24 protein-coding genes and 1 tRNA gene are annotated in these 26,509 nt (G+C 71.3%); 15 read left to right on the top strand and 10 right to left on the bottom strand.

What is annotated here, in order from left to right; genetic code table 11:
• Positions 1-128: 128 nt before the first annotated feature.
• Positions 129-1,073 carry a GTP cyclohydrolase FolE2 gene (folE2, locus tag B351_RS0108895; protein WP_019398689.1) on the top strand — a complete coding sequence of 315 codons (945 nt, stop codon included), beginning with the start codon at positions 129-131 and terminating at the stop codon, positions 1,071-1,073.
• Positions 1,074-1,170: 97 nt separating this feature from the next.
• Here folE2 and B351_RS0108890 read toward each other — a convergent pair whose 3' ends face one another.
• The 5 genes from B351_RS0108890 to yidD form a co-directional block, all read right to left on the bottom strand.
• The gene (locus tag B351_RS0108890; protein WP_019398688.1) at positions 1,171-4,473 is read right to left on the bottom strand and encodes a S8 family serine peptidase; all 3,303 of its coding nucleotides are present in this window, start codon (positions 4,471-4,473) and stop codon (positions 1,171-1,173) included.
• 166 nt (positions 4,474-4,639) lie between these two features.
• On the bottom strand, positions 4,640-5,077 hold the full coding sequence (locus B351_RS0108885) for a hypothetical protein (protein ID WP_050992164.1): 438 nt from the start codon (positions 5,075-5,077) through the stop codon (positions 4,640-4,642).
• A 349-nt stretch (positions 5,078-5,426) separates the two neighbouring features.
• Positions 5,427-6,275, bottom strand: a complete 849-nt coding sequence (locus B351_RS0108880; RefSeq protein ID WP_019398686.1) for a M23 family metallopeptidase — start codon at positions 6,273-6,275, stop codon at positions 5,427-5,429.
• Positions 6,275-7,627 (bottom strand): dihydroorotase, encoded by a 1,353-nt coding sequence (locus B351_RS0108875; protein WP_019398685.1) that lies wholly within the window; start codon positions 7,625-7,627, stop codon positions 6,275-6,277. Before B351_RS0108875 ends, B351_RS0108880 begins: the two co-directional genes overlap by 1 nt.
• Positions 7,627-7,851 (bottom strand): membrane protein insertion efficiency factor YidD, encoded by a 225-nt coding sequence (gene yidD, locus B351_RS0108870; protein ID WP_050992166.1) that lies wholly within the window; start codon positions 7,849-7,851, stop codon positions 7,627-7,629. The genes B351_RS0108875 and yidD overlap by 1 nt, the downstream gene beginning before the upstream one ends.
• A 128-nt stretch (positions 7,852-7,979) precedes the next feature.
• Between yidD and dksA the strand changes: the two genes are divergently transcribed.
• Positions 7,980-9,104 (top strand): RNA polymerase-binding protein DksA, encoded by a 1,125-nt coding sequence (dksA, locus tag B351_RS17330; RefSeq protein WP_083852425.1) that lies wholly within the window; start codon positions 7,980-7,982, stop codon positions 9,102-9,104.
• Positions 9,105-9,451: 347 nt separating this feature from the next.
• On the opposite strand, the gene B351_RS0108855 is transcribed toward dksA, so the two are convergent.
• The 3 genes from B351_RS0108855 to cysS form a co-directional block, all read right to left on the bottom strand.
• Positions 9,452-10,690 (bottom strand): MFS transporter, encoded by a 1,239-nt coding sequence (locus B351_RS0108855; RefSeq protein WP_019398681.1) that lies wholly within the window; start codon positions 10,688-10,690, stop codon positions 9,452-9,454.
• A gap of 1 nt (position 10,691) precedes the next feature.
• Positions 10,692-11,129 carry a SufE family protein gene (locus B351_RS0108850; protein ID WP_019398680.1) on the bottom strand — a complete coding sequence of 146 codons (438 nt, stop codon included), beginning with the start codon at positions 11,127-11,129 and terminating at the stop codon, positions 10,692-10,694.
• Positions 11,130-11,224: 95 nt separating this feature from the next.
• Positions 11,225-12,607: a cysteine--tRNA ligase gene (cysS, locus tag B351_RS0108845; RefSeq protein ID WP_186828163.1), complete on the bottom strand. Its 1,383-nt coding sequence runs from the start codon at positions 12,605-12,607 to the stop codon at positions 11,225-11,227.
• Positions 12,608-12,746: 139 nt separating this feature from the next.
• Between cysS and B351_RS0108840 the strand changes: the two genes are divergently transcribed.
• The 13 genes from B351_RS0108840 to B351_RS0108780 all read left to right on the top strand — a co-directional run bounded on the left by B351_RS0108840 (position 12,747) and on the right by B351_RS0108780 (position 25,079).
• Positions 12,747-13,301 carry a hypothetical protein gene (locus B351_RS0108840; protein WP_026010527.1) on the top strand — a complete coding sequence of 185 codons (555 nt, stop codon included), beginning with the start codon at positions 12,747-12,749 and terminating at the stop codon, positions 13,299-13,301.
• 304 nt (positions 13,302-13,605) lie between these two features.
• Positions 13,606-14,619 (top strand): N-acetylornithine carbamoyltransferase, encoded by a 1,014-nt coding sequence (locus B351_RS0108835; protein ID WP_019398677.1) that lies wholly within the window; start codon positions 13,606-13,608, stop codon positions 14,617-14,619.
• Between the two features lie 86 nt (positions 14,620-14,705).
• Positions 14,706-15,950 carry an argininosuccinate synthase gene (locus B351_RS0108830; RefSeq protein WP_019398676.1) on the top strand — a complete coding sequence of 415 codons (1,245 nt, stop codon included), beginning with the start codon at positions 14,706-14,708 and terminating at the stop codon, positions 15,948-15,950.
• A 1-nt stretch (position 15,951) separates the two neighbouring features.
• Positions 15,952-16,416, top strand: a complete 465-nt coding sequence (locus tag B351_RS0108825) for a GNAT family N-acetyltransferase (RefSeq protein WP_019398675.1) — start codon at positions 15,952-15,954, stop codon at positions 16,414-16,416.
• Between the two features lie 2 nt (positions 16,417-16,418).
• Positions 16,419-16,862 (top strand): GNAT family N-acetyltransferase, encoded by a 444-nt coding sequence (locus B351_RS0108820; protein WP_019398674.1) that lies wholly within the window; start codon positions 16,419-16,421, stop codon positions 16,860-16,862.
• 13 nt (positions 16,863-16,875) lie between these two features.
• On the top strand, positions 16,876-17,976 hold the full coding sequence (locus B351_RS0108815) for an acetylornithine deacetylase (protein WP_019398673.1): 1,101 nt from the start codon (positions 16,876-16,878) through the stop codon (positions 17,974-17,976).
• 58 nt (positions 17,977-18,034) lie between these two features.
• The gene (locus B351_RS0108810) at positions 18,035-19,366 is read left to right on the top strand and encodes an acetylglutamate kinase (protein WP_019398672.1); all 1,332 of its coding nucleotides are present in this window, start codon (positions 18,035-18,037) and stop codon (positions 19,364-19,366) included.
• Position 19,367: 1 nt separating this feature from the next.
• On the top strand, positions 19,368-19,976 hold the full coding sequence (locus B351_RS0108805) for a GNAT family N-acetyltransferase (protein ID WP_026010525.1): 609 nt from the start codon (positions 19,368-19,370) through the stop codon (positions 19,974-19,976).
• On the top strand, positions 19,973-20,944 hold the full coding sequence (gene argC / locus B351_RS0108800; protein WP_019398670.1) for an N-acetyl-gamma-glutamyl-phosphate reductase: 972 nt from the start codon (positions 19,973-19,975) through the stop codon (positions 20,942-20,944). The genes B351_RS0108805 and argC overlap by 4 nt, the downstream gene beginning before the upstream one ends.
• A complete protein-coding gene (gene argH / locus B351_RS0108795) occupies positions 20,937-22,229 on the top strand; it encodes an argininosuccinate lyase (protein ID WP_019398669.1) in 1,293 nt (430 codons plus the stop codon). The genes argC and argH overlap by 8 nt, the downstream gene beginning before the upstream one ends.
• A gap of 84 nt (positions 22,230-22,313) precedes the next feature.
• The gene (locus B351_RS0108790) at positions 22,314-22,592 is read left to right on the top strand and encodes a YciI family protein (protein WP_019398668.1); all 279 of its coding nucleotides are present in this window, start codon (positions 22,314-22,316) and stop codon (positions 22,590-22,592) included.
• On the top strand, positions 22,589-23,743 hold the full coding sequence (gene proB, locus B351_RS0108785) for a glutamate 5-kinase (RefSeq protein WP_019398667.1): 1,155 nt from the start codon (positions 22,589-22,591) through the stop codon (positions 23,741-23,743). The genes B351_RS0108790 and proB overlap by 4 nt, the downstream gene beginning before the upstream one ends.
• 61 nt (positions 23,744-23,804) lie before the next feature.
• Positions 23,805-25,079 carry a glutamate-5-semialdehyde dehydrogenase gene (locus B351_RS0108780; RefSeq protein ID WP_019398666.1) on the top strand — a complete coding sequence of 425 codons (1,275 nt, stop codon included), beginning with the start codon at positions 23,805-23,807 and terminating at the stop codon, positions 25,077-25,079.
• A gap of 3 nt (positions 25,080-25,082) precedes the next feature.
• Here the strand turns inward: B351_RS0108780 and B351_RS0108775 are convergent, their stop codons facing one another.
• On the bottom strand, positions 25,083-26,330 hold the full coding sequence (locus tag B351_RS0108775) for an MFS transporter (RefSeq protein WP_026010524.1): 1,248 nt from the start codon (positions 26,328-26,330) through the stop codon (positions 25,083-25,085).
• Between the two features lie 85 nt (positions 26,331-26,415).
• Positions 26,416-26,492, bottom strand: a tRNA-Pro gene (locus B351_RS0108770).
• Positions 26,493-26,509: the final 17 nt, after the last annotated feature.

Below are 26,509 nucleotides of genomic sequence, written 5' to 3'. Positions count from 1 at the left end.
CCGGGCCGGCCGGCCCCAGCCGTTACAATGCACGGCAACGACAGTCCGGTCCTTCCCGCTTCCACGGCCATTCGACGGCTGCCGCCGCGGCCAGGCCGGATGCTTCCCCGAACTTCCCCAGCCCTCCCATGTCCCTTCCCGCTCCCGATCTCTCCCGCGCCGGCGACCTGCTGCCGGACGTCGCCTACCAGCCGGCCGCGCTGGCCCGTCCGCTGGACTGGGTTGGCATGGAAGGCATCGCCATCCCGGTGCGCGTGCCCGACGGCGCCGGCGGCCATGTCCAGGTCGCGGCCCAGGCCGACCTGTCGGTGAACCTGCACCGCGCCGGCGAGCGCGGCATCCACATGTCGCGGCTGTACCTGCGCCTGCAGCAGGAGCTGGCCCGGCACGAGGTCACCCCGGCCGGCCTGCGCCACATCCTGCAGGACAGCGTCGAGTCCCAGGCCGGCCTGGCCACCCGCGCGCGCCTGCGCCTGCGCTACGAGGCGCTGCTGCTGCGCCGCGCCCTGCGCAGCGACAACGCCGGCTGGAAGCGCTACCCGGTGGAGATCGAGGCGCTGCTGGAGGATGGTCACCTGAAGCTGGTGCTCGGATTCTCCCTGGAGTACTCCAGCACCTGCCCGTGCTCGGCGGCGCTGTCGCGCCAGGCCAATGCCGCGCGCCTGCGTGCCGACTTCGGCGATGCCGAGGCGCTGCGGGTGGAGGAGATCGCGCAGTGGCTGTCGTCCGAGCGCGGCATGGCGGCCACCCCGCATGCGCAGCGCAGCGAGGCCAGGGTCCGCGTGGAGCTGCGCCCGCAGTTCGACGAACTGCCGCTGGTGGCCCTGATCGACGCCCTGGAGGCCTCGCTGGGCACCCCGGTGCAGACCGCGGTCAAGCGCGAGGACGAGCAGGCCTTCGCCGAGCTCAACGCCGCCAACCTGATGTTCTGCGAGGACGCCGCCCGGCGCGTGGCCTCGGTGCTGTCCGCCGACCCGCGGATCGAGCACTACCAGGCCACGGTGTCGCACTTCGAGAGCCTGCACCCGCATGACGCGGTGGCCAGCGTGAGCGGCAGCGGCCCGGCCGCCTGATCCAGCGGTTGTACGTCCCTGCCGGCGCAGTCGCGCCAGGATGGCGGGCATGAAAAAGGGCGCGGCCGAGGCCGCGCCCTTTTCCGTTCCACGGCGGTCAGAAGTTGATGGTGAACCGGGCGTTGACGCCGGTGTCGACCGCGTCGTCCGACTCCAGGTGGCTCACGCCCAGCTCCAGCAGGCTGTTGGCCGAGGTACGCGCGGCCACGCCGAACTCGGCGAGCAGGGCGTTGTCGCGGATGGCCGGGCTGGACACCTCGAACGACTGGCCGCCGGCGAACGCGAGCTGCGCACGCTGGACCTGGTCGTCGGCATGGCGGTAGCCCAGGTTGCCGCGCAGGCTCAGCCAGCTCTGCTCCTGGTTCTCCGCCGAAAGATCGGCGCCGAAACGCAGGCCCACCGTGGTCATGTCCACGGTGGCGTCGCCACCCCGGCCCGCCAGCGCCGCGGCGCCGCCGCTCTCGCTGAAGCCGTCGGTGCTGACTTCGACGCGGGCGTACTGCAGGTACGGCTCGATGCCGATGGAACCGGCATCGAAGCGGTAGCCCAGGTCGGCGAACAGCTGGCTGGTGTCGGCGTCGTAACGGCTGGACAGCGCGTCGCTGAAGCCGCGGTAGCCGGCCTTGCGGTCGATCTCCACCCGGTTCCAGCTCTGGCTGTAGCCGGCGGTCAGGCCGAGCGCACCCCACGCGTTGCCGACGTAGATGCCGGCGTGGCGGTTGCTGGACTCGCCGCGGGAACCACGCTCGCCCACGTTGAAGTCGCTGTCGCCGGCGCCGCCGAAGACGCCAACGCGCCAGCCGCCGAACACGTGGTCGACACCGACCAGGACCGCGTCGCTGTTGTAGCGGACCTCGGCGGCGTTGCCGTCACCACCGAAGTCACCGCCCTGGTGCTGGACCTGGACCCAGGCGCCGGTCGCACCCTCGGCCTGGCGGCCGAACGCGCCACCGCCGGCGGCACGATCCAGGGCTGCATCGCGGACCAGGCGGCTGCCCTCCAGCAGCACCTGGCGGGCGCTGGCGTGGACTTCGCCGCTCAGACTGTCGAACGCGGCCGGGGCTTCGGCCAGCGACAGCTGGGTGGCGGTCAGGACCAGGGTGTTGGTGTCCGCCAGGGCATCCACGGCCGCGGCGGCGGCACGCTGGTTGGCGGTGGTGCCGGCGCTGGCCAGGGACGCACCGCGGGCCACGTCGATGCTGACCGTGTTGGCGGCCTGCAGCAGCGACAGCGACAGGAACGGCGAGATCGCCGAGCCATCGATGCCGGCGAAGCCGCCGGTGATGCCGCCCTCGGCCGACAGGATCTGGTAGGTCTGGCCCAGCACGTAGTCGTTGCCCGACAGGTTGCTGGCCACCAGGGTGCCGCCGTTGAGGGTGGCGGTGCCGGTGACGCGCAGCAGGTCGGCCTGGTCCGGCGGCAGCAGTTCGGCGATGAAACGTGCGTTGGCTTCCTGCACGTAGTTGCCGTCGATGGTCAGGGTGCCGATCGAGTTGCCCGGGGCGATGGTGCCTTCCACGCGGGTGTCGCCGAGGACGCCGCTGCCACCGATGGTGCCGTTGGCGCCGACGAAGGTCGGGGCGCCGCCGAAGCTGCCGTTGATCACGGCCACGCCGCCCAGCACGTCCAGCGGGCTGCCGGTGAAGCTGCCGTTGACCACCAGGGTGCCGCCTTCGACGCGGACGTCGCCGGTGAGGCTGTTGTCGCCGTCGAACTCGAGGATGCCGGAGGTGACGGTCGCGCCTGCGAAGCTGTTGTCGCCGGACAGGCGCAGCCAGCCGGCGCCGGACTTGGTCAGGCGGCCCGGGCCACCGATGTCGTTGGTCCAGTCGTCCCAGGCGCCGCCCTGCCAGACCTTGTTGCCGCCGGCGGCCACGTCCATGACCACGTTGGTGTCCACGCGCAGCAGGCCGTAGCCCTCGATCGCCTTCTCCAGGTTCAGCAGGCCCCAGCCGTAGATCTCGTCGACGCCTTCCTCGCCCAGGTCGGTGGCGGTGGTCAGCATGACGTCGCGCACCTGGGCGCCGGTCAGGTAGGGGAAGCGCTCGAACAGCAGGCCCAGCGCGCCGGTGACGTGCGGGGCGGCCATCGAGGTGCCGGAGTTCAGTTCATAGGCCGGGTCGCCGGTGCGGTCGCCGGTGACCAGGTGCAGGTTGCCGGCCTCGTCGAACTCCCAGTCGCCGAGCCAGTCGCCATCCTCGTTGCCCCGTTCGTCGAGCACGGTGGAGAGGATGTTCGTGCCGGGCGCCGCGATGCACCATTGTGCGGAGATGCCGCACTTCATCGAGCGGTTGCTGAGGGTGAGGTTCTCGTTGAGGTTCACCACGCTGACCCAGTACTGCTCGATCTCCGGGATGATCGCAGGCAGGGTGGCCGGCAGGGTCGGCTCCGGGCTCTGGGCCGGGGTCGGGATGATGACGTTGGTGTTGCCGGCGGAGAACACCTGGATCATGCCCGACTGCAGCGAGGCGTCGGCGATGGCCTGGTGGATCGCGCCGATGCGCGGGTCGGCCATCAGCAGGTCGTGGTAGGCCTCCGCCACTTCCGGGGTGTAGGCGTAGTAGGTGTAGCCCCAGCTGTGGTTCATCGCGCGCACGCCCTGCGCGATCGCCTGGTCGTACATGTGCTCGAACGCGCTGGCACTGGCGCTGGTGCCCAGTTCCAGGCAGTCGTTGAGGAAGATGCAGTCCAGGTCGACCACGGTCAGCGAGTCGTTGAACAGGCGCGCCGCGCTCAGGTCGGCGCCGAAGGCCACGCCGTGCATGCCATCGCCATCGCGGTTGGCGGCGATGGTGCCGGCCACGTGCATGCCGTGGGTATTGAAGTAGAGGAACGTGTTGTCCCAGAGGTAGTCGTTGGCCGGGTTGGGGAAATAGTCCTGCAGCTCCGGATCCCACCACTCGGCGATGATCGCGCTCTGGTCGCCGCGGGAATAGAAGCAGGCGTCAGGGCCGCCAAGCACGGTCGTGGAGCTGCAGCGCGTCCCATCCTCCAGTAGGTCGGCCATCTCCAGGCCGCGGTGGTCCTTGCCGGCGAATTCGGTGTGGTCGGCGAAGCTGACGCCAGTGTCCAGCAGGCCCAGGCGGATACCGGCGCCGCTGAGACCGCGCGCGTATGCGTGCTGGGCATTGATCGCGGCCAGGCCCCAGTCGCCCTGGAACTCCTCGTCGGCCCAGGATGCGGGGTCGCCCGGGTTGCCGGGCGTGACCGCCTGCCAGGTGCGGCTGAAAGCATCCTGCGGCAGCACGAAAGTGGCCGAACGTTCGACCTGCGGCCGCGTCATGCGGAACGCATTGGCAACCGCGGCCTTTGCCGCGTGCTGCTCCAGGCTGTCGAAGGTGGCGGCAGTGGCCGGCAGTGCGGCCAGGGAGGAGATTCCGGCAGCGATGGCAAGCGCCAAGGCGGAGTGTCCACGGGACCTGCGCCCACGGATCGGGAACTTCGTGTTCATTTGCTGTCCTTGTGCTGGGAAGCGCCACGGCATCGAGACCGTGCCCAGTGAAACTAGCTTTAGTTTGCGTTCAGGACAATGGCCTGCAAGCAATGCTTGCAGCGGGTTCGAAGATTCAAGGCGTTGCGACTTCGACCACCAGCTTCATCGGCGGCCTGTCCGGCGCTGTCACGCGCACGTCGTAACGGCCGGGCGTGGTCGGCGCCTGCAGCAGGACCCTTCCGTCGGTGGCTTCCATGCGCGTGCCGAATGCCTCGACGATCGACCCGACAGGGACCTTCGCGGTGGCCTGGCTGCCAGGCTGCATCCGCGTCGGCACCACGATGCGGCTGCCAGGGACCTCGTAGCCTGGCTGGCCGGGGCGGGGGAGGTCCTTGCCGGGCGGCTGTTCGATGGGAGGTTTGCTGGCGATGGGTCCGCTGGTGTCGGGAGCGGTGGATGCAGCGCGCTGCGCTGGCGGAGCCGCGCAGGCGCAGGTGGCGGCCAGCAGTAGCGGACCGGCCATGCGGATGGCGGGCAGGGACCGGAGGGCAGGGCAGGGATGCTGGCTCATCCCGCTTCTGTACCAGAAGCGGGGGAGCGTGGCATCAAATCACATCTCCGCCGCGTGTGCGGTATGACGAACACGCCGCGCGCTGCGTTGGTGAACAATCAGCCCAGGAGCACTCAAGTACCAGCGACGGGCAACGTGCACATCGAACTGCGCCCGGCGTACCCGGGGACCGCGGTGGAGATGACCCCCCCGCCGCACGCAGCGCTGGTGAACAGCCAGCCTAGGGGCGCTCAAGCACCAGCAAGGGGTCGATGCGCACATCGAACCGCGCCCCGATGTACACCAAGATCCCAGGGATCGCGGTCTAGATGAACCCGCCGCTGCGCGCAGCGTTGGTGAACCACCTTTTTCAGGGGCGCTCCAGCACCAGCAGGGGATCGATGCGCACATCGAACCAGTTCATCCCCCAATGCAGATGCGGACCGGTCGCGCGTCCGGTCGCGCCCACCGCGCCGACCACTTGGCCCTGTTCCACCCGGTCACCCACCTTCACGTCGATCCGCGACAGGTGCAGGAAGTTGGAGCTGATGCCGAAGCCGTGGTCCAGCAGCACGGTGCCGCCGGTGAGGTACAGGTCCGGACCGGCGAAGGTGACCACGCCGGCAGCCGGCGCCTTGACCGGGGTGCCGTTGGGGGCGGCGATGTCCATGCCCGAATGCGCCGAGCCGGGCTTGCCGTTGTACACGCGCTGGTTGCCGAAGCGGCCGCTGATGCGGCCCTGCACCGGCCAGATGAAGCGCTGGGCGAAATCGGCGCGGTCGTCGTCGCGGGCACGCGCCGCGGTGACCTGGGCCTGTTCGCGGGCGATGCGTTCGGCGATCGCCGGCGGCGGGTCCACGGTCTTCGGCGGCACGCCATCGACGCGCTGCACCGGCCAGTCGCGCGGAGTCACCGCGATGCGCTCGATGCCGCGCGTGCCATCCGGACGGACCACGCTGACCTCGACCGGTCCGGCCTGGTCGCGGCCGACACCGAATACCACCGTGCCGTAGCCGGTGGTGCGCAGGACGCGGCCGGCGTGTTCGACCCGGCTGCCCGGCGGGACCTTGCCGATCACCATGGCGCCCTGCTGGACGCTGGCAGGGAACACCACCCGGGTGTCGTCCTGCGCGGACGCGAGCGGGACGACCGCCAGCACCAGTCCCAGCAGCACCAGTCCCAGCAGCGCCAGGCGCGCCGCGGCAAGCGCGTGCCGCATCAGCGGGCGAACTGCAGGCGGCGGCCGGCGGGGGCGCCGACCAGCTCGCGGCCGTTCCACGCCAGCTGGCCGTTGACCCAGGTCGAGGCGATGCGCGAGCGGAAGGTGGTGCCCTCGAACGGCGACCAGCCGCACTTGGACAGCACGTCCTCGCGGCGCACGGTCAGCGGGCTGTCCTCGACCAGCACTAGGTCGGCCCAGTAGCCCTCGCGCAGGAAGCCACGCTCCTTGACGTCGAACAGCCGCGCCGGGGCATGGCTGGCCTTCTCCACCACCCGGGTGATGGTCAGCCTGCCCTCGTGCACCAGCTCGATCGCCGCCAGCAGCGCGTACTGCACCAGCGGCAGGCCCGACGGCGCCTGCAGGTAGGGCTTCTGCTTCTCCTCCAGGGTGTGCGGGGCGTGGTCGGTGGCCAGCACGTCGATCACGTCGTCCACCAGGGCCTGGACCAGGGCCTGGCGGTCGGAGGCGTCCTTGATCGCCGGATTGCACTTGATGAAGTTGCCCAGCCGCGCGTAGTCGGCGCGGTCGAAGCGCAGGAAGTGGATGCAGGTTTCGGCGGTGATCTTCTTGCGCACCTTGCCGTCGGCGCCCAGCAGCGGGCCGCGCTCGAACAGGGCCAGCTCGTCGGCGGTGGAGATGTGCAGCACGTGCAGGCGGGTGCCGTGCCGGCGCGCCAGCTCCATGGCCAGGCGGGTGGACTTGATGCAGGCCTCGCGCGAACGGATGTCCGGGTGCATGGCGGCGTTCAGGCCGTCGGCGCCGTACTTTTCCTTGAACTCGGCCATCGTGCGGTCGATGGTCGGGGTGTCCTCGCAGTGGGTGATGATCGGGGTCGGGGCCTCGCGGAAGATCCCGTCCAGGGTCTCCGGGTCGTCCACCAGCATGTTGCCGGTGGAGGCGCCCATGAACACCTTGATGCCCGGCGCGGCCTTCGGGTCCAGCGAGCGCACCGCCTCGAGGTTGTCGTTGCTGGCGCCCAGGTAGAAGCCGTGGTTGCCCCAGGCGCGGCCGGCGGCCGCGGCGTACTTGGCTTCCAGCGCCGCCGCGTCCAGGGTCGGCGGGTTGGTGTTGGGCATGTCCATGAAGCTGGTCAGGCCGCCGGCCACGGCCGCGGCCGACTCGCTGGCGATGTCGCCCTTGTGGGTCAGGCCCGGCTCGCGGAAGTGCACCTGGTCATCGATCATCCCCGGCAGCAGCCAGCGCCCGCGGGCGTCCACGACTTCCTCGCCCGCGCGCGCCTGCAGCCCGCTGCCGATGGCGGCGATGCGCCCGTTCTCGATGCGCAGGTCGCCTTCGGTCTGGCGTCCTTCGTTGACCAGGCGGGCGTTGGTGATGAGAGTGGAGGGCATCAGTGGTGTCCTTGGCAGGAATCGTGCGGGCGGTCAGGGACGGGGTCGTAGCCGCCCGGATGGAGGGGGTGGCAGCGGCCGATGCGGCGGGCGGCCAGCCAGCTGCCGCGCAGCGGGCCATGCCGCTCGATCGCCTGCATCGCGTATTCAGAACAGCTGGGCACGAACCGGCAACGCGGCCCCAGCATGGGACTGATGAAGCGCTTGTAAAAGCGCAGCATCATGATGAGCAGGCGTGTGATCACCGCCGCATGATACCCGCCACCCCGTGAGGTTGCCGCCCGGGATGGGGTGGGCTATAAAGGCGCGCTTTCCCGCTGAGGCGGGGAAAACTTCGGAGGAACCTTCGTACGTGGCTGCCAAGAAACCCGTGAAGAAGGCCGCCAAGCCGGCCAAGAAGCCTTCCCCCGTTGCCAAGGCGACAGGGAAGACCGCCAAGCCTGCCGCCAAGAAGGTGGCGGCCGGCAAGGTCGCCAAGCCCGCCAAGAAGGCGGTGGCGGTGGCCAAGGCGACCAAGGCCGCCAAGCCGGCGGCGAAGAAGCCCGCCAAGGTGGCTGCGGTGAAGAAGGCCGCGGCGCCGGCGAAGAAGGCTCCGGCGAAGAAGGTGGCTGCCAGCAAGGCCGCGCCCGCGAAGAAGGCGGCGGCAACCCGGACCAGCAAGCCCACCACCAAGGCCGCGGCGGCGAAGACCACCGCCCGGCAGGCGACCCCGGCCAAGGCTGCCAAGCAGGCCCCCCGCAAGGTCGCCACCCCGGCTGCTCCCAAGCCGGCCAGCAAGACCAAAACCCCCGCCGCCAAGTCCGCCAGGACGACCGCACCCGTTACCGCGACCGCCCAGCCGGAAACCCGCAAGGTCCACCAGGCACCGGTCGCCGCAACTCCGCAAGAAAAGCCAGTGCCCGCACCGAAATCCCCCAGCTCCAACGCTCCGGCCAAGCCGGTCCCGACCGCCCCGGGGACCCCGGGCAAGGTCGCCGTCGCCGTGGTGTCCAAAAAGACCGACAATGTGAGCCCGGCCCCCACCCGCAGGAAGGTCGTGGAATACAAGATCGACGAAGCCACCGGACGTCCCATCCTTCCGGAAGGCTACAAGCCCTCGCCCGACGAGGAGTACATGAACCCGCTGCAGCTGGAGTACTTCCGGCAGCGGCTGCTGCAGTGGCGCGCCGACCTGGTCGAGGAGTCCAAGCAGACCATCGAGAACCTCAAGGACGAAGTGCGCGACATCGGCGACGAAGCCGAGCGTGCCACCCGCGAGACCGAGAACTCGCTGGAGCTGCGCACCCGCGACCGCTACCGCAAGCTGATCGGCAAGATCGACAGCACGCTCAAGCGCCTGGAGGCCGGCGACTACGGCTACTGCGTCGACACCGGCGAGGAAATCGGCCTGGAGCGCCTGGAGGCGCGCCTGACCGCCGAGCGCACCATCGATGCCCAGGAGCGCTGGGAGCACCTGCAGAAGCAGCAGGGCGAGTAAGCCCGCTCCCGCAAGCATGGCGACAAGGCCCGCCTCACGGCGGGCTTTGTTTTTCCAGTCCTCGCCGACGGGGTGGGCCGGCATGTGCGCGCGCCACTGCGCCCATGCCGCCGGACGCCCGCGTCCGGGGACGCGGGCCGGCGCTTCTCCAACGCCGCTGGCACCACGACCCTCACCTCCGCCCTGGAGCCGGACGCGGAGTCGCGCGATGCCATGCCCCGGTGCGGCGCGGCTCCGTCCGGAGTCCGCGGCACCCCACAGCGGTCGTCTCCGCCACCGCCGCGCGTCACCTGACGGCGGCCCGGCAAGGCCGTCGGTCCTGTCGGGCCATGCGGGGTGCGGGTAGGTCAGAGCTTGCGCAGATCCAGTCGCCGCAGCCGCGGCGCCTTTACCGCGGTGGTGGCGACCACGCCCAGGGTGACGCAGCCGCCCAGTACCACCGCCGGGACCAGGCCCAGCAGGCGCGCCAGGGAGCCGGCGTAGAACGCGCCCAGTTCGTTGGACGAGCCGATGAAAATGCCGTTGATCGAGGCCACCCGCCCGCGCATGCCGTCGGGGGTGACCAGCTGCATGATGGTCGAGCGCAGCACCACCGACACGCCATCGCAGGCGCCGGACAGCAGCAGGAAGAACGCCGACAGCCAGAAGTGCCGCGACAGGCCGAAGCCGATGATGCAAAGCCCGAACCCGGCTACCGCCCACAGCAACAGGCGCCCGGCGTTGCGCCCGGGCACGTGCCGCGCCAGCACCAGGCCCACCGCCACCGCGCCCAGGGCCGGGGCCGCGCGCAGGATGCCCAGGCCTTCCGGGCCGTAGTGCAGGATCTCGCGGATGAAGGCCGGCGCCAGCGAGATCGCCCCGCCGAACAGCACCGCGAACAGGTCCAGCGCCTGTGCGCCGAGCATCACCTGGTTGCCGAACACGAAGCGCAGGCCCTCGCCGATGCTGGCGAACACCGGCGCGCGCGGCCCTTCCGCCGGCGGCTCGTCCACCCGCAGCGCCAGCAGCACCGCGCCGGCGGCCATTGCCAGCACCGCGGCCACGCCGTAGGCCACCGTCTTGCCAGCCAGCCCGACCAGCACGCCGCCCAGCGCCGGGCCGCACACCAGTCCGCCTTGGAACACCACGCTGCCGATGCTGGCGCCGCGCGCGAACTGGGCGCGCGGCAGCACCCGCGCGAACAGCGCGGTGTACACCGGGGTGAGGAAGGCGCGGACCAGGCCGGTCAGCACGATGGCCGCGTAGATCGGCCAGGTGGCGCCGGGGGCGATGCGCCCGGCCGCGACCAGCACCAGCAGCACCGCGGTGGCGCACAGCCCGGCGGTGGCCAGCGCACCCAGCCGGCGCTTGGGCAGGTGGTCGACCAGGTAGCCGGCGAACAGGGCCATGCCGATGTACGGCAGCACCTCGGCCAGGCCGACCAGGCCCAGGGCGAAGGTGTCGCGGGTCAGCTCGTAGACGTGCCAGCCGACCGTGACCGCGACGATCTGGTAGGACAGGATCGCGAACAGGCGGTAGCCGAGCAGGATCCGGAAACCACCTTCGCGCAGCGGCGAGCCGGGCGGGGTTTCCGGGACCGCCTCCACCTCAGGCCTGGCTGCGCGCGGTGTCGCGGATGAAGGCCAGCAGCGAGGCCAGGCCGTTGCTGCGGGTCGGCGACAGGTGCCTGGCAAGGCCGATGTCGGCGATGTAGTCCGGCTCGGTGGCCAGGATTTCCTCCGCCGGACGGCCGGAGTAGACCCGCAGGGCCAGGTAGATCAGGCCGGAGACGATGGCCGAGTCGCTGATCGCATGGAACTCCAGGCGATCGCGGTTGCCCTGCGGCACGATCCAGACCATCGACTGGCAGCCGTGCAGGCGGTGTTCCTCGGTCTTCCATTCCTCCGGGAACGGCGGCAGCTTGCGGCCCAGGTCGATCAGGTACTGGTAGCGCTCGGCCCAGTCGGCGAAGAACGCGAACTCGTCGCGGATGGCGGTCTGCGCCTCGGCGGCGGTGGGTTCGAGCGGGAAGGGGGAAGTGGTCACGGGTTTCTCTGTGGTTGTGGCGGGCCGTCCCTGGCGCGGCCGGGAGATTCCGGCCGCCAGCCCGGGGCAGTCCTGCCCGGGCACCAGGAAGCGGGTCAGGCCCGCTTCCAGCGCGGCCCCTGGGGCGTGTCCTCCAGCAGGATGCCTTCGGCCGCCAGCTGGTCGCGGATGGCGTCGGCGCGGGCGAAGTCGCGCGCCTTCTTGGCCGCGCTGCGCTCGTCCACCAGGGCCTGGATCCGGGCGTCGTCCTCGCCGGAGGCGCCGCGGTTGAACCAGGCTTCCGGCGCCTGCTGCAGCAGGCCCAGGGCCAGGCCGGCGCCCAGCAGCTCGGACTTCAGCCGCGCACGCTCGCCGGCGTCGGTCGCCTTGCGCGCCTCGCCGGCGATGCGGGCCAGCTCGGCCAGCGCCAGCGGGGTGTTGAGGTCGTCGTCCAGCGCCGCCTCGACCGCGGCGGGGATCGCCGGCTGTGCGTCCACGCCGGCCAGGTCGCGCAGGGTGCCGTACAGCCGGTCCAGGGTGCGCACCGACTGCTCGACCAGGGCGTCGGACCACTCCAGCGGCTGCCGGTAGTGGGCCGACATCAGCGCGTAGCGCAGTGCCTCCGGCGGGTGCGCGCGCACCAGGTCGTGGACCTTCTCGATGTTGCCCAGCGACTTGCTCATCTTGGCGCCGCCGAAGTTGAGCATGCCGTTGTGCAGCCAGAAGCGGGCGAACGGCGCGCCGCCGTGGGCGCACTGGCTCTGCGCGATCTCGTTCTCGTGGTGCGGGAACTGCAGGTCGATGCCGCCGGCGTGGATGTCGATGGTCGTGCCCAGATGGGCCTCGGCCATGGCCGAGCACTCGATGTGCCAGCCCGGGCGGCCGCGGCCCCAGGGCGAATCCCAGCCGGGCAGGTCGTCGCTGGAGGGCTTCCACAGCACGAAGTCGCCCGGGTCGCGCTTGTACGGGGCCACCTCGACCCGGGCGCCGGCCAGCATCTCCTCGGTGTCGCGGCGCGAGAGGCGGCCGTAGTCGGCGAAGCTGGCCACCGAGAACAGCACGTGGCCCTCGGCGGCGTAGGCATGGCCGGCCTCGATCAGGCCCTGGATCATCGCGATCATGTGCGCGATGTGGCCGGTGGCGGTGGGCTCGATGTCCGGGGCGAAGTCGCCGGCCACGCCCAGCGCGGCCATGTCCTCGCGGTAGGCGGCGGCGAAGCGCTCGGTGATCGCCGAGATCGGCACGCCCTGTTCGGCCGCGGCGGCATTGATCTTGTCGTCCACGTCGGTGATGTTGCGCGCGTACTTCAGGGCGCCGTGACGCCGGCGCAGCAGCGCGGCCAGGACCCCGAACACCACCGGGCCGCGGGCGTTGCCGATGTGCACGTAGTTGTAGACCGTGGGCCCGCACACGTACATGGTGGGGCAGGCGGGGTCGAGTGGCTGGAAGGCTTCGACCTGGCGCGTCAGGCTGTTGTACAGGCGCAGGGACATCGGCACGGGATACCGGGGACGAGCCGCGCATTCTAGCCTGCGGACCGGGTGGCCGGCCCGCGGCCGCCGCGGGGGCGCGGCGGTTCAGCGGCGTTCAAGGCGCGATCCCTACACTGGAGCCTCCGTTCGCCCCCCACTGGTACCAATGCGACTGTCGTTGCAAATCCCCGTGCTGTGCCTGGCCTGCTCGTTCGGGCTGGCTGCGGGGGCCCAGGAGCCGGACAGCCGCAAGGGCGAACAGCCCGAAGCACCGGTCCGGGTCGTTCCCGCCGAGAACGTCCGCTTCGATTACGCCCAGGTGCTGCGGGTGGAGCCGGTCTACCAGACCCTGCGCGCCACCCGCACCGAGGAGCGCTGCGACGACGTCCCGGTGGTGGAGGTGCGTTCGCGGGCGAGCAAGGCCGGCGCTGAATCCCCGGGGGTGCTGGAGCGGATGGTGGAGTCGGTCAAGGGCATGTTCCGCGAGGAGACGCCGCGGGCCAAGCCGGACCCGGCCCCGGTCTCGGCCACGCCCCGCGGCGGCGCCAACTGCCGCCTGGTCCAGGTCGAGCGCCAGTTCCAGCGGCCGATCGCCTACGACGTGGACTACGTCTACAAGGGCACCAAGTACCGCTCGCGCCTGGCTGAGGACCCCGGCAACCGGCTGCGGATCCGGGTCTCGGTGACCCCCTGGGTGGGCGAGCCCGCGCATTCCCCCTGAGGCGGCCTGCGGACTTGCACGCGCCGCAGGTGCGTGCGACCATCACCGGCCCATGAATACCGACCTTCAGCCGCACGCTGCGAGCGCCGCCCGGATGGCCTCCGGGATGACCTCGCGTGCGCGCCGACCGGAATCCCACTTTTCCGCTGGGTGACCGGAGTGTCGTGCTGTCCGTTCGAGAACCCAGCCCCAGGCTGGGTTTTTTCGTTTCTGGCACGGCAACGGTTTCATGCGCAAAGGACTTTTCCCAGCTAAAGCATCACCCCACGCCGGCCCGCCGGCCAACACCGCAAGGGATCGATCGATGTCTCTCAAGCACTTCCTCAACACCCAGGACTGGAGCCGCCCGGACCTGGATGCGCTGCTCGCCGAAGCCGCCGCGTTCAAGCGCAACAAGCTGGGCAGCGAGCTCAAGGGACGCTCGATCGCGCTGGTGTTCTTCAACCCGTCCATGCGCACCCGCACCAGCTTCGAGCTGGGCGCCTTCCAGCTCGGCGGCCACGCCATCGTGCTGCAGCCGGGCAAGGACGCGTGGCCGATCGAGTTCGACCTGGGCACGGTGATGGACGGCGACACCGAGGAGCACATCGCCGAGGTGGCGCGCGTGCTGGCCCGCTACGTGGACCTGATCGGCGTGCGCGCCTTCCCCAAGTTCAAGGACTGGAGCTACGACCGCGAGGACCGCGTGCTCAAGGCCTTCGCGAAGTACTCGACGGTGCCGGTGATCAACATGGAGACGATCACCCACCCGTGCCAGGAGCTGGCCCACGCCCTCGCCCTGCAGGAGCACTTCGGCACCACCGACCTGCGCGGCAAGAAGTACGTCCTGACCTGGACCTACCACCCCAAGCCGCTGAACACCGCGGTGGCCAACTCCGCCCTGACCATCGCCACCCGCCTGGGCATGGACGTGACCCTGCTGTGCCCGACCCCGGAGTACATCCTCGACGAGCGCTACATCGGCTGGGCCAACCAGAACGTGGCCGAGAGCGGCGGCTCCTTCCGCATCAGCCACGACATCGAGGACGCCTACCGCGGTGCCGACGTGGTCTATGCCAAGAGCTGGGGGGCGCTGCCGTACTTCGGCAACTGGGAGCCGGAAAAGCCGATCCGCGACCAGTACAAGCACTTCATCGTCGACGAGGCCAAGATGGCCCTGACCAACAACGGCGTGTTCAGCCACTGCCTGCCGCTGCGCCGCAACGTCAAGGCCACCGACGCGGTCATGGACTCGCCCAACTGCATCGCCATCGAAGAGGCCGAGAACCGCCTGCACGTGCAGAAGGCGGTGATGGCCGCGCTGGTGCGCGGCCGGTGATTCGGGATTGGGGATTCGTGATTCGAAAGAGCGGGACCGGATCCCCCCTCCATTGCCTACTACTGATTTCTGAGAGAGACGCCCCCATGTCACAAGCTGCTTCCACCAATCCCGAATCCCGAATCCCGAATCCCGCGGCAGCCAGCCGCGACATCGTCCTGGCCTTCTCCGGCGGCCTGGATACCAGCTTCTGCGTGCCCTACCTGAAGGAGCAGGGCTGGAACGTGCACACCGTGTTCGCCGACACCGGCGGCGTGGATGCCGAGGAGCGCGCCTACATCGAGCAGCGCGCCGCGGAGCTGGGCGTGGCCAGCCATGTCACCGTCGACGGCGGGGCCGCGATCTGGAACGGCTTCGTCAAGCCGTTCGTGTGGGCGGGCGAGGGCTACCAGGGCCAGTACCCGCTGCTGGTCTCCGACCGCTACCTGATCGTCGACGCCGCGCTCAGGCGCGCCGCCGAGCTGGGCACCAACGCCATCGCCCACGGCTGCACCGGCATGGGCAACGACCAGGTCCGCTTCGACCTGGCGGTCAAGGCCCAGGGCGACTACCGCATCGTCGCCCCGATCCGCGAGATCCAGAAGGAACACACCCAGACCCGCGCCTACGAGCAGAAGTACCTGGAGGAGCGCGGCTTCGAGGTGCGCGCCAAGCAGAAGAGCTACACCATCAACGAGAACCTGCTGGGCGTGACCATGTCCGGCGGCGAGATCGACAAGTGGGAAGCCCCGGGCGAGGGCGCCCGCGCCTGGTGCGCGCCGCGCAGCGCGTGGCCGGCCGAGCCGCTGCGGGTGACCCTGAAGTTCGTCGAGGGCGAGGCGGTGGAGCTGGACGGCAAGCCGCTGGAGGGCGCGAAGATCCTGGCCCGGCTGAACACCATGTTCGCCCAGTACGGCGTCGGCCGCGGCATGTACACCGGCGACACCGTGATCGGCCTGAAGGGCCGCATCGTGTTCGAGGCCCCGGGCCTGACCGCGCTGCTGGCCGCGCACCGCGCGCTGGAGGAGGCGGTGCTGTCCAAGCAGCAGAACCGATTCAAGCCGGAAGTGGCGCGCAAGTGGGTGGAGCTGGTGTACGAGGGCTTCTACCACGACCCGCTGAAGACCGACCTGGAGGCCTTCCTCAAGTCCTCGCAGGCCAAGGTCAACGGCGAGGTGGTGCTGGAGACCCGCGGCGGCCGCGTGGACGCCGTGGCGATCCGCTCGCCGCACATCCTCAATGCCAAGGGCGCCACCTATGCCCAGTCGGCCGACTGGGGCGTGGAGGAGGCCGAGGGCTTCATCAAGCTGTTCGGCATGAGCAGCACCCTGTGGGCCGAGGTCAACCGCTGACGTGAGCGAAGCGGCCGCCCGCATCCTGGTACGCAGCGCCGGCATGGAGGACCTGCCGGCGCTGGCGGCGCTGTTCGACGGCTACCGCGTGTTCTACGGGCAGCCGTCGGACCCGACGCGCGCGGCGGCGTTCCTGCGCCAGCGCCTGGAGCGCGGCGACTCGCACCTGCTGCTGGCGGTGGACGCGCAAGGCAACGCCCTGGGCTTCACCCAGCTGTATCCGCTGTTCACCTCGGTCGGCACCGCGCCGATCGAGCTGCTCAACGACCTGTTCGTCGCGCCGCAGGCGCGAGGGCGGGGCGTGGGCCGGGCGCTGCTGCGCAGGGCCGCCGAGGACGCGCGCAAGCGCGGGGCGGTGCGGCTCGAGCTGCAGACCACGGTCGACAACGCCACCGCCCAGGCGCTTTACGCCAGCGAAGGCTGGGCGCGTGCGGACGGCTTCATCGGGTTCAGCAAGGGATTGTGACGATGACCCGACTGCGCATCAGCAACGACCGCAGCGAACTGGACCTCGACCTGATCCACCGTTTCCTGTCACGGGAGGCGTACTGGAGCCGCGGCATCCCGCGGGAGACGGTGGAGCGGGCGATCGCCGGCTCGCTGTGCTTCGGCGGCTACCTCGGGGACGCCGGCCAGGTGGCCTTCGCCCGCGTGGTCACCGACGGCGCCACCTTCGGCTACCTGGCCGACGTGTTCGTGCTGCCCGGGCACCGCGGGCGCGGCCACGGCAAGCAGCTGGTGGCCGCGGTGATGGAGCATCCGCAGCTGCGGGGCCTGCGCCGCTTCCTGCTGGCCACCTCCGACGCGCACGGCCTGTACGCGCAGTTCGGTTTCGCCGCGCTGGCGCGGCCGCAGACCCTGATGGAACTCCTCCGCCCGGACATCTGCCAGTCCGCGGCCGCTTCCGCCTGACACACCGGACCCCATGACCGACCTGCTCCAATCCACCCTCGCGCACCTGGAAAAGCTGGTGTCCTTCGACACCCGCAACCCGCCGCGCGCGATTGCCGCCGAGGGCGGCATCTTCGACTACCTGCGCGCGAACCTGCCCGGCTTCCAGGTGCAGGTGGTGGACCACGGCGCCGGCGCTGTCAGCCTGTACGCGGTGCGCGGCAGGCCGAAGTACCTGTTCAACGTGCACCTGGACACGGTGCCGGACTCGCCGCACTGGAGCGCCGACCCGCACCTCATGCGCCGCCTGGACGACCGCGTGGTCGGCCTGGGCGTGTGCGACATCAAGGGCGCCGCCGCCGCCCTGGTGGCCGCGGCCAATGCCGGCGACGGCGACGCCGCGTTCCTGTTCTCCTCCGACGAGGAAGCCAACGACCCGCGCTGCATCGCCGCCTTCCTCGGGCGCGGCATCCCCTACGAGGCGGTGCTGGTGGCCGAGCCGACCATGGGCCAGGCGGTGCTGGCGCACCGTGGCATTTCCTCGGTGCTGGTGCGCTTCAAGGGCCGCGCCGGACACGCCTCCGGCCAGCAGGACGCGGCCGCCAGCGCATTGCACCAGGCCGTGCGCTGGGGCGACCGCGCGCTGGACCACGTGCAGTCGCTGGCGCACGCGCGTTTCGGCGGCCTCACCGGCCTGCGCTTCAACATCGGCCGCATCGAGGGCGGGATCAAGGCCAACATGATCGCGCCGGAAGCCGAGCTGCGCTTCGGCTTCCGTCCGCTGCCGTCGATGGACGTGGACCAGCTGCTGGCCACTTTCGCCGGCTTCGCCGAGCCGGCCGCGGCGCACTTCGAGGAGATCTTCCGCGGCCCGAGCCTGCCCTCCGGCGACATCGCCCGCGCCGAGGAGCGCCGCCTGGCCGCGCGCGACGTGGCCGACGCCCTGGGCCTGCCGATCGGCAACGCCGTGGACTTCTGGACCGAGGCCTCGCTGTTCTCGGCCGGCGGCTACACCGCGCTGGTGTACGGCCCCGGCGACATCGCCCAGGCGCACACCGCCGACGAGTTCGTGACCCTGGACCAGCTGCGCGGCTACGCCGAGTCGGTCCACCGCATCATCAACGGCCCGCGCTGAGCGAACCCCTTTCCGCGCCGGCCCCGGGCCGGCCCTTCCTTCCCTCCGACATCCGACCGTGAACGTTCCCGCCACCCCGACCCAGATCCAGACCCGCCAGACCATCGTCCGCCTGCTGTCCAGCATGGCCAGCGCCAAGGAGATCAGCCAGTACCTCAAGCGCTTCTCCCAGGTCGACGCCAAGCGCTTCGCGGTGGTGAAGGTCGGCGGCGCGGTGCTGCGCGACGAGCTGGAGGACCTGACTTCCTCGCTGGCGTTCCTGCAGGAGGTCGGCCTGACCCCGATTGTGCTGCACGGCGCCGGCCCGCAGCTGGACGCCGAGCTGGCGGCGGCGGGGATCGAGAAGCAGACCGTCAACGGCCTGCGCGTGACCTCGCCGGAAGCGCTGGCGATCGTGCGCCGCGTGTTCCAGGCCTCCAACCTCAAGCTGGTCGAGGCGCTGCAGCGCAACGGCGTGCGCGCCACCTCGATCACCGGCGGCGTGTTCGAGGCCGACTACCTCGACCAGGTCACCTACGGCCTGGTGGGCGAGGTGAGGAAGGTCAACCTGGCGCCGATCGAGGCCAGCCTCAACGCCGGCTCGATCCCGGTGATCACCAGCCTGGGCGAGACCCCCAGCGGCCAGATCCTCAACATCAACGCCGACTTCGCCGCCAACGAGCTGGTGCGCGAACTGCAGCCGTACAAGATCATCTTCCTCACCGGCACCGGCGGCCTGCTCGACGAGAAGGGCAAGGTGATCGACTCGATCAACCTGTCCACCGAATACGAGCACCTGATCCAGCAGCCGTGGATCCACGGCGGCATGAAGGTCAAGATCGAGCAGATCAAGGACCTGCTGGACAGCCTGCCGCTGGAGTCCTCGGTGTCGATCACCCGCCCGGCCGACCTGGCCAAGGAGCTGTTCACCCACAAGGGCTCCGGCACCCTGGTGCGCCGCGGCGAGCGCGTGCTGCGGGTGGAGTCGTGGCGCGACCTGGACCTGGCGCGGATCAAGGCGCTGATCGAGTCCAGCTTCGGCCGCGAGCTGGTGCCGGACTACTTCGAGCGCACCGACCTGCTGCGCGCCTACGTCAGCGAGAACTACCGCGCGGCGGTGGTCCTGGTGCGCACCGAGGCCGGCACCTACCTGGACAAGTTCGCGGTGCTGGACGACGCCCAGGGCGAGGGCCTGGGCCGGGCGGTGTGGAACGTGATGCGCGAGGAAACGCCGGAGCTGTTCTGGCGCTCGCGCCACAACAACCAGGTCAACATCTTCTACTACGCCGAGTCCGACGGCTGCATCAAGCAGGAGAAGTGGAAAGTGTTCTGGTACGGCATCGGTGGCTTCGACCGGATCGAGCGTTGCGTGGCCCACTGCGGCACGCGCCAGCCCACCCTGGTCGGCTGACATGGCCGCGCCATCCCCCCAGGCCTGGCGCCACGCCCCGGTGCTGGCCGGGCGGCACGCGGTGCTCGAGCCGCTGCACGCCGGCCATGTCGACGGCCTGCGCGTGGCGGCAGAGGAAGGCGGCCTGCACCGGCTCTGGTACGCCAGCGTGCCGGCGCCGGAGCAGGTCGAGGCCTACGTCGCCGCCGCCGTGGCCGCGCAGGAGGCGGGCCAGGCGCTGGCCTTCGCCGTGCGCGACGCCGCCGGCGAGGTGGTCGGCACCACCCGCCTGTACGGCCTGGACCCGCAGGTACCGCGGCTGGGCATCGGCTACACCTGGTATGCGCCGCGGGTGCAGCGCACCGGGGTCAACACCGAGTGCAAGCTGATGCTGCTGCAGCACGCCTTCGAGGTGATGGGCTGCGCCGCGGTGTTCTTCGAGACCAGCTGGTTCAACCACCGTTCGCGCCAGGCCATCGAGCGCCTGGGCGCGAAGCAGGAAGGCGTCCTGCGCAACCACAAGCGCCACGCCGACGGAACGCTGCGCGATTCCGTCGTGTTCTCCATCATCGACACCGAATGGCCGGGGGTGCGCAGCCACCTCCGGTTCCGACTGGATTCGCACGCATGAGCAGGAAGTATTCCATCGGCATCGTCGGCGCCCGCGGGCATACCGGCGCCGAGCTGATCCGCCTGGTGGCGGCCCACCCGCAGCTGGAGCTGGCGTTCGTGTCCTCGCGCGAGCTGGACGGCCAGCGCGTGGCCGACCACAACGACGCCTACCAGGGCGAACTGCGCTTCGAGAACCTGGCCCACGAACAGGTCGCGGCCAAGGGCGCGGACGTGGTGGTGCTGGCGCTGCCCAACGGCAAGTCCGGCGAGATCGTCGCCGGCATCGATGCCCAGGCCCCGGACACCCTGGTGGTCGACCTGTCGGCCGACCACCGCTTCGACCCGGCCTGGTACTACGGCCTGCCGGAGATCACCCGCGGCGGCTACCAGGGTCAGAAGCGGATCAGCAATCCCGGCTGCTACGCCACCGCGATGCAGCTGGCGATCTGGCCGATGCTCGAGTACCTGGCCGGCCCGCCGCAGTGCTTCGGCGTGTCCGGCTACTCCGGCGCCGGCACCACTCCCTCGGACCGCAACAACCCCGAGCTGCTGCGCGACAACCTGATGCCGTACGCGCTGGCCGACCACATCCACGAGCGCGAGGTCTCCGCGCAGCTGCGGGTCCCGGTGGAGTTCATGCCGCACGTGGCCCCGCACTTCCGCGGCATCACCATGACCGTGAACATGTGGCTGGCCGAGCCGCTCAAGGCCGACTGGGTGCGCGCGCGCTACGAGCAGCGCTACGCCGGCGAGCCGCTGGTGCAGGTGCTGGAGCATGCGCCGTGGGTGAGCCGCATCGCCGGCCGCCACGGCGTGGAGATCGGCGGCTTCACCGTGGCCCCGGGCGGCAAGCGCCTGGTGGTGGTGGCCACCCTCGACAACCTGCTCAAGGGCGCGGCCACCCAGGCCATGCAGAACATCAACATCGCGCTGGGACTGCCGGAACTGGCCTCGATCCCGGCCTTCAAGGAGAGTGCCCATGGCTGAGCTGCTGTGGCAGAAGCCCGGCGTGGCGGTGGACGCGCAGATCCAGCGTTTCCTCGCCGGCGACGACGTGGTCCTGGACCGCGAGTTCTTCCTGCACGACATCGCCGCCAGCACCGCGCACGCCGAGGGACTGCAGCGCATCGGCATCCTCTCGGCCGAAGAGCTGGAAGGGCTCAAGCGCGAACTGGCGATCCTGGCCGAGGACTTCCGCAGCGGCGCCTTCGTGCTCGACGAGCGCTACGAGGACTGCCACTCGGCGATCGAGTCGCGCCTGACCGAGCGCCTGGGCGATGCAGGTCGCAAGATCCACACCGGCCGCAGCCGCAACGACCAGATCCTGGTCGCCACCCGGCTGTGGCTGAAGGAGAAGCTGGCGCGGGTGGCGCAGCTGTCGCGCGAGGTCGCGCGGGTGGCGTTGGACCGCGCCCCCGCCGAGAAGGCCCTGCCGATCCCGGGCTACACCCACATCCAGCGCGCCGTGGTGTCCTCGGCCGGCATGTGGTGGGCCGGCTGGGCCGAGGCCTTCATCGACGACGCCATCCGCGCCGCCGACACGCTGAAGCTGGTGGACTGCAACCCGCTGGGCACGGCTGCCGGCTACGGCGTCAACCTCAGGCTGGACCGCGAACACACCACCGCCGCGCTGGGCTTCGCGCGCATGCAGGTCAGCCCGGTGTACGCGCAGCTGTCGCGCGGCAAGTTCGAGCTGGCCGCGCTGGAGGCCCTCGGCAGCGCGACCCTGGACCTGCGCCGCCTGGCCTGGGACCTGTCGCTGTACACCACCGCCGAGTTCGGCTTCGTCGCGCTGCCGCCGCAGTACACCACCGGCAGCTCGATCATGCCCAACAAGCGCAACCCGGACGTGATCGAGCTGATGCGCGCCACCCACGCCAGCGTGGCCGCCGCGCGCACCGAGATCGAGCAGCTGCTGTCGCTGCCCTCCGGCTACCAGCGCGACCTGCAGTCCTCCAAGGGCGCGATCGTGCACGGCTTCGCCCGCGGCCTGGCCGCGCTGGAACTGCTGCCGGCGCTGCTGGCCAACCTGGAGTGGCGCGGGGACAAGCTGCGCGCGGCGATCGACTCGGGCATGTATGCCACCGACGTGGCGGTCGAGGCCGCGATCGCCGGCGTGCCGTTCCGCGAGGCCTACAAGGCCGCCGCGGCCAGCGCCGACACCGCGGGGCAGGGGCGCACGCCGGAAGGCAGCCTGGCCGCGCGCACCTCGCCCGGCGCGGCCGCGGACCTGCGCCTGGCCGAGCTGGAAGCGCGCTGGGCCGCCCTGTAAGGGGCCGGCTGGCGCAGTGGTAGACGCGGGCGGCGCGCCGTCCGCGGAAGTGCAACGACGGTTTGCCGACAGGAAGGACGCACCATGAAGCACTACCTCGTCATCGCCATGCGCCGCCCGGGCTTCGACCCGGCCGTGGTCGCGCCGCACCTGGCGTACCTGGACGACCTGGACGCGCGCGGCCTGCTGGCCGCTTCCGGTCCGTTCGCCGACGGCAGCGGCGGCGCCTATGTGCTGCGCGGGCTCGCCAGCCTTGGCGAGGCCCAGGCCGTCGCCGCCGCCGATCCGCTGGCGCTGACCGGCAGTTCCAGCCTGGAGGCGCGCGAGTGGACCCTGGCCGCGCGGGGCAAGGGCCTGGCATGAGCGACGCGGCCCTGTCCCTGCACCTGCAACCGCTGCCGGCCTGGCGCCGTGCCGTGCTGAAGGTCGGCAGCAGCCTGCTGGCCGCCGATGGCGGCGGGCTGTCGCCGCGCTTCGCCCTGGGCCTGGCACAGTTCGTGTCCTCCTCGGTGCTGGCCGGGCGCGAGGTGGTGGTCGTGTCCTCCGGCGCGGTCGCCGCCGGCCGCGCCATCCTGCCGCGCGCGGCCGAGGCCGGCGCCGCCATCGCCCAGCGCCAGGCGCTGGCCGCGCTGGGCCAGGCACGCCTGATCGAGCTGTGGCAGCGCTTCTTCGAGCGCCCGGTGGCGCAGGTGCTGCTGCCCCACGACGACCTGCGCAACCGCCGCCGCTACCTCAACGCCCGCGCCACCCTCAAGGAGCTGCTGGCGCTGGGCACGCTGCCGGTGGTCAACGAGAACGACACCGTCTCGGTGGACGAGCTCAAGCTGGGCGACAACGACAACCTGGCGGCGATCGTCGCGGCCCTGATCGATGCCGACGTGCTGTTCATCGCCACCGACATCGACGGCCTGTACGACGCCAATCCGCGCGGCAACCCGCAGGCCCGGCTGGTGCCCGAGGTGGCCGAGCTGACCGCGGAAGTGCTGGCCATGGCCGGCGGCAGCGGCAGCGCCGTGGGCACCGGCGGCATGCGCACCAAGCTGGAGGCCGCGGCCAAGGCCGGCGCGGCCGGCATCGACACCGTGCTGTTCAACGGCCGCCGCCCGGAGGTGGTGCGCGAGCTGGTCCACGACCGCCTGCATGGCACCCGCATCCGCGCCGCGCGCAGCCGCATCGCCGCGCGCAAGTACTGGCTGCGGCACGCGCCGGTGGAGCGGGGGGCGCGGATCGTGGTCGACGCCGGCGCCGCCGCCGCGCTGGCGGCCAAGGGCGCCTCGCTGCTGCCCGGCGGCGTGGTCGCGGCCGAGGGCGAGTTCCGGCGCGGCGACATGGTCGAGGTGGTGGTGCGCGGGGACGGCGGCGTGCGCGCCGTGGCCCGCGGCATCAGCCAGTACTCGGCGGTGGACGTGGCCCGCATCGCCGGCCGCCACTCGCGCGACATCGAGTCGATCCTGGGCTACAACTACGGCGGCAACGTGATCCACCGCGACGACCTGGTGCTGCTGCCGGCCTGAGCCGGCGCCAGCCCCGGCCGGCGCGGCATGGCCCGGACCGAACCAGGAGCAGGGAACGACCATGAGCGACATCAAGACCCAGGCACTGCAGGCGCGCGAAGCCGCGCTGGCCATCGCCCAACTGTCCACGGAAGGCAAGAACGCGCTGCTGCGGGCGATGGCCGATGCGCTGGAGGCCGACGCGGCCGCGATCCTGGAGGCCAACGCGCGCGACATCGAGGCGGCGGTGGCCAAGGGCGTGGGCGCTGCCATGCAGGACCGCCTGCGCCTGGACGACAAGCGCCTGCAGGGCGTGGCCAACGCGCTGCGCGAGGTGGCGGAACTGCCGGACCCGGTGGCCCAGGTGACCCGCGCCTACGACCGCCCCAACGGCATCCACGTCGAGCGCGTGCGCGTGCCGCTGGGCGTGATCGCGATGATCTACGAGGCCCGCCCCAACGTGACCGCCGACGCCGCCGCGCTGTGCCTGAAGGCCGGCAACGCGGTGATCCTGCGCGGCGGCTGGGAGGCGATCCATTCCAACACCGCCATCGCCGCCGCGCTCAAGCGCGCCCTGCGCGAGGCCGGGCTGCCGGAGGCGGTGGTCACCCTGGTCGAGGACCTGCGCCGGGAAACCATCCTCGAGCTGATCCAGCTCAACGACATCGTCGACCTGGTGATCCCGCGCGGCGGCGAGGGCCTGATCCGGTTCGTGGCCGAGCACGCGCGGGTGCCGGTGATCAAGCACTACAAGGGCGTGTGCCACCAGTACGTGGACGCGCCGGCCGACCTGGGCATCGCCCTGGAACTGCTGGTCGACGGCAAGGTCTCGCGACCGGCCGCGTGCAACTCGCTGGAAACCCTGCTGGTGCACGCCGACGTGGCCGCCTCGTTCCTGCCGCGCGCGGCGCGCGAACTGCGCGGGCGCGGGGTCGAGCTGCGCGGCTGCGAGCGCAGCCGCGCGATCGTGCCGGACATGGTCGAGGCCACCGAGGACGACTACGCCGCCGAATACCTGGACTTGATCCTGGCGGTGCGCGTGGTCGACGGCCTGGAGCAAGCCATCGAGCACATCCAGCGCTACACCTCCGACCACACCGAGGTGATCGTCACCGCCGACGCCAGCCACGCCGAGCGCTTCGTGCAGGCGCTGCGCTCGGCGGTGGTGATGGTCAACGCCTCCTCGCGCTTCTCCGACGGCGGCGAGCTGGGCCTGGGCGCGGAGATCGGCATCTCCACCACGCGCCTGCACAGCTACGGCCCGATGGGCCTGGAGGCGCTGACCGTGGAGCGCTTCGTGGTCCGCGGCGAGGGCCAGGTGCGGCACCCGGACCTGCTGGCGCAGGCGGACGAGTAGGCCTTACCAGCGGTCCTCGAGGTGGCCCGGGCGGCACGCCGCCCAGGCGCCGCACAGCATCAGCAGCACGCACCCGGCCAGGAACGCGAACGAGGCGCCCCAGCCGTGGCTGCGCGCGTGCAGCAGGCCGAACAGCAGCGGGCCCAGGCAGCTGAGCGCGTAGCCCACGCCCTGGGTGAAGCCGGACAGCGCCGCCGAGCCGGCCGGCGAGCGCGTGCGCAGGTTCACCAGGGTCAGCGCCAGCGGGAAGGTGCCCGGGCCCAGGCCCAGCAGCGACACCCACAGCACCGGCGCGGCCAGCGGCGCCCAGTACAGCCCGGCGAAGCCGGCCAGGTGGCAGCCCGCGCACAGCAGGGCGATGGGGTAGGGATTGCGCAGGCGCGCGGCCAGCGCCGGCATCACCAGCGCGCTGGCCAGGCCCAGGGCCGAGAACAGCGCCAGCATGGTGCCGCCGAACGCGGCGCTGGCGCCGGCCTCGACCATCAGCCCCGGCAGCCAGGTGAACAGTGCATAGGTCACCAGCGAGGTCATGCCGAACATCAGCGCCATGCCCCAGCCCAGGGCGGTGCGCCAGACCCGGCCGCGGGCGGCCGCCGGCAGTTCCGGCGCCGCGTCGCCGGGCCGCACCGCCGCCTCGTGCACCCGCGCCAGTTCGCTGCCGGGCTCGCGTTCGCGGCGCAGCACCAGCAGCCACGGCAGCAGCGCGGCCAGCGCCAGCAGCGTCCACAGGCCCAGCGACGCCCGCCAGCCGGCCGCGGTGGCCACCGGCACCGCCAGCAGCGCCGGCAGGATGGTGCCGACCTGCAGCACGGTGATGTACAGCGAGCTGAGCGTGCCCACGCGCTCGGGGAAGTAGCGCTTGACCAGTGGCGGCAGGATCACGTTGCCGATGCCCATGCCGGCCAGGGCCACGGCCGAGGCGGCCAGCAGGGCGGCGCTGGAGCCGCCCAGGGCGCGCCACAGCAGGCCGGCGCTGGCCAGGCCCATGGACAGCGCCGCGGTGCGTTCCAGGCCCAGCCGGTGCGCCAGGCGCGGGGTGCCGACGCCGGCGGCGGCGAAGGCGGCGGTGGGGACCATGCCCAGCAGGCCGGCGAAGGCCGGGCCGAAGCCGAACTCGCGGCCCAGCACGTCCAGCAGCGGGGTCAGCGAGGTGACCGCGGTACGCAGGTTGAACGCGGCCAGCACGATGCCGGCCAGCACCAGCGCGCGCCCGGAAGTCCTGGCCGCGCCTGCGGAAGGGGATGCATGCATGCGATGGCCTCGCGGCGGCTGCGGTTTTTCCGGATCCCGGAAAGCAAAAACCGGCGCGAGGCCGGTCTGCGTACCGCTTGAAGATTGGTCGGGGAGACAGGATTCGAACCTGCGACCTCTACGTCCCGAACGTAGCGCTCTACCAGCCTGAGCTACACCCCGACAGGGCGCGCATCATA

Source organism: Pseudoxanthomonas sp. GW2, assembly GCF_000283075.1.
In the GTDB taxonomy this organism is placed as follows: Bacteria; Pseudomonadota; Gammaproteobacteria; order Xanthomonadales; family Xanthomonadaceae; genus Pseudoxanthomonas.
Note: the sequence above shows the minus strand (reverse complement) of the source record. Positions and strands in the feature narration are given on the sequence as shown.

Bases quoted from the DNA above. Each gene is read 5' to 3' on its own strand.
- folE2 (WP_019398689.1), top strand. From the start codon at position 129: ATGTCCCTTCCCGCTCCCGATCTCTCCCGCGCCGGCGACCTGCTGCCG.
- B351_RS0108885 (WP_050992164.1), bottom strand. From the start codon at position 5,077: ATGAGCCAGCATCCCTGCCCTGCCCTCCGGTCCCTGCCCGCCATCCGC.
- B351_RS0108880 (WP_019398686.1), bottom strand. From the start codon at position 6,275: ATGCGGCACGCGCTTGCCGCGGCGCGCCTGGCGCTGCTGGGACTGGTG.
- B351_RS0108875 (WP_019398685.1), bottom strand. From the start codon at position 7,627: ATGCCCTCCACTCTCATCACCAACGCCCGCCTGGTCAACGAAGGACGC.
- yidD (WP_050992166.1), bottom strand. From the start codon at position 7,851: ATGATGCTGCGCTTTTACAAGCGCTTCATCAGTCCCATGCTGGGGCCG.
- B351_RS0108840 (WP_026010527.1), top strand. From the start codon at position 12,747: ATGCGACTGTCGTTGCAAATCCCCGTGCTGTGCCTGGCCTGCTCGTTC.
- B351_RS0108835 (WP_019398677.1), top strand. From the start codon at position 13,606: ATGTCTCTCAAGCACTTCCTCAACACCCAGGACTGGAGCCGCCCGGAC.
- B351_RS0108830 (WP_019398676.1), top strand. From the start codon at position 14,706: ATGTCACAAGCTGCTTCCACCAATCCCGAATCCCGAATCCCGAATCCC.
- B351_RS0108820 (WP_019398674.1), top strand. From the start codon at position 16,419: ATGACCCGACTGCGCATCAGCAACGACCGCAGCGAACTGGACCTCGAC.
- B351_RS0108815 (WP_019398673.1), top strand. From the start codon at position 16,876: ATGACCGACCTGCTCCAATCCACCCTCGCGCACCTGGAAAAGCTGGTG.
- B351_RS0108805 (WP_026010525.1), top strand. From the start codon at position 19,368: ATGGCCGCGCCATCCCCCCAGGCCTGGCGCCACGCCCCGGTGCTGGCC.
- argC (WP_019398670.1), top strand. From the start codon at position 19,973: ATGAGCAGGAAGTATTCCATCGGCATCGTCGGCGCCCGCGGGCATACC.
- argH (WP_019398669.1), top strand. From the start codon at position 20,937: ATGGCTGAGCTGCTGTGGCAGAAGCCCGGCGTGGCGGTGGACGCGCAG.
- B351_RS0108790 (WP_019398668.1), top strand. From the start codon at position 22,314: ATGAAGCACTACCTCGTCATCGCCATGCGCCGCCCGGGCTTCGACCCG.
- proB (WP_019398667.1), top strand. From the start codon at position 22,589: ATGAGCGACGCGGCCCTGTCCCTGCACCTGCAACCGCTGCCGGCCTGG.
- B351_RS0108780 (WP_019398666.1), top strand. From the start codon at position 23,805: ATGAGCGACATCAAGACCCAGGCACTGCAGGCGCGCGAAGCCGCGCTG.
- B351_RS0108775 (WP_026010524.1), bottom strand. From the start codon at position 26,330: ATGCATGCATCCCCTTCCGCAGGCGCGGCCAGGACTTCCGGGCGCGCG.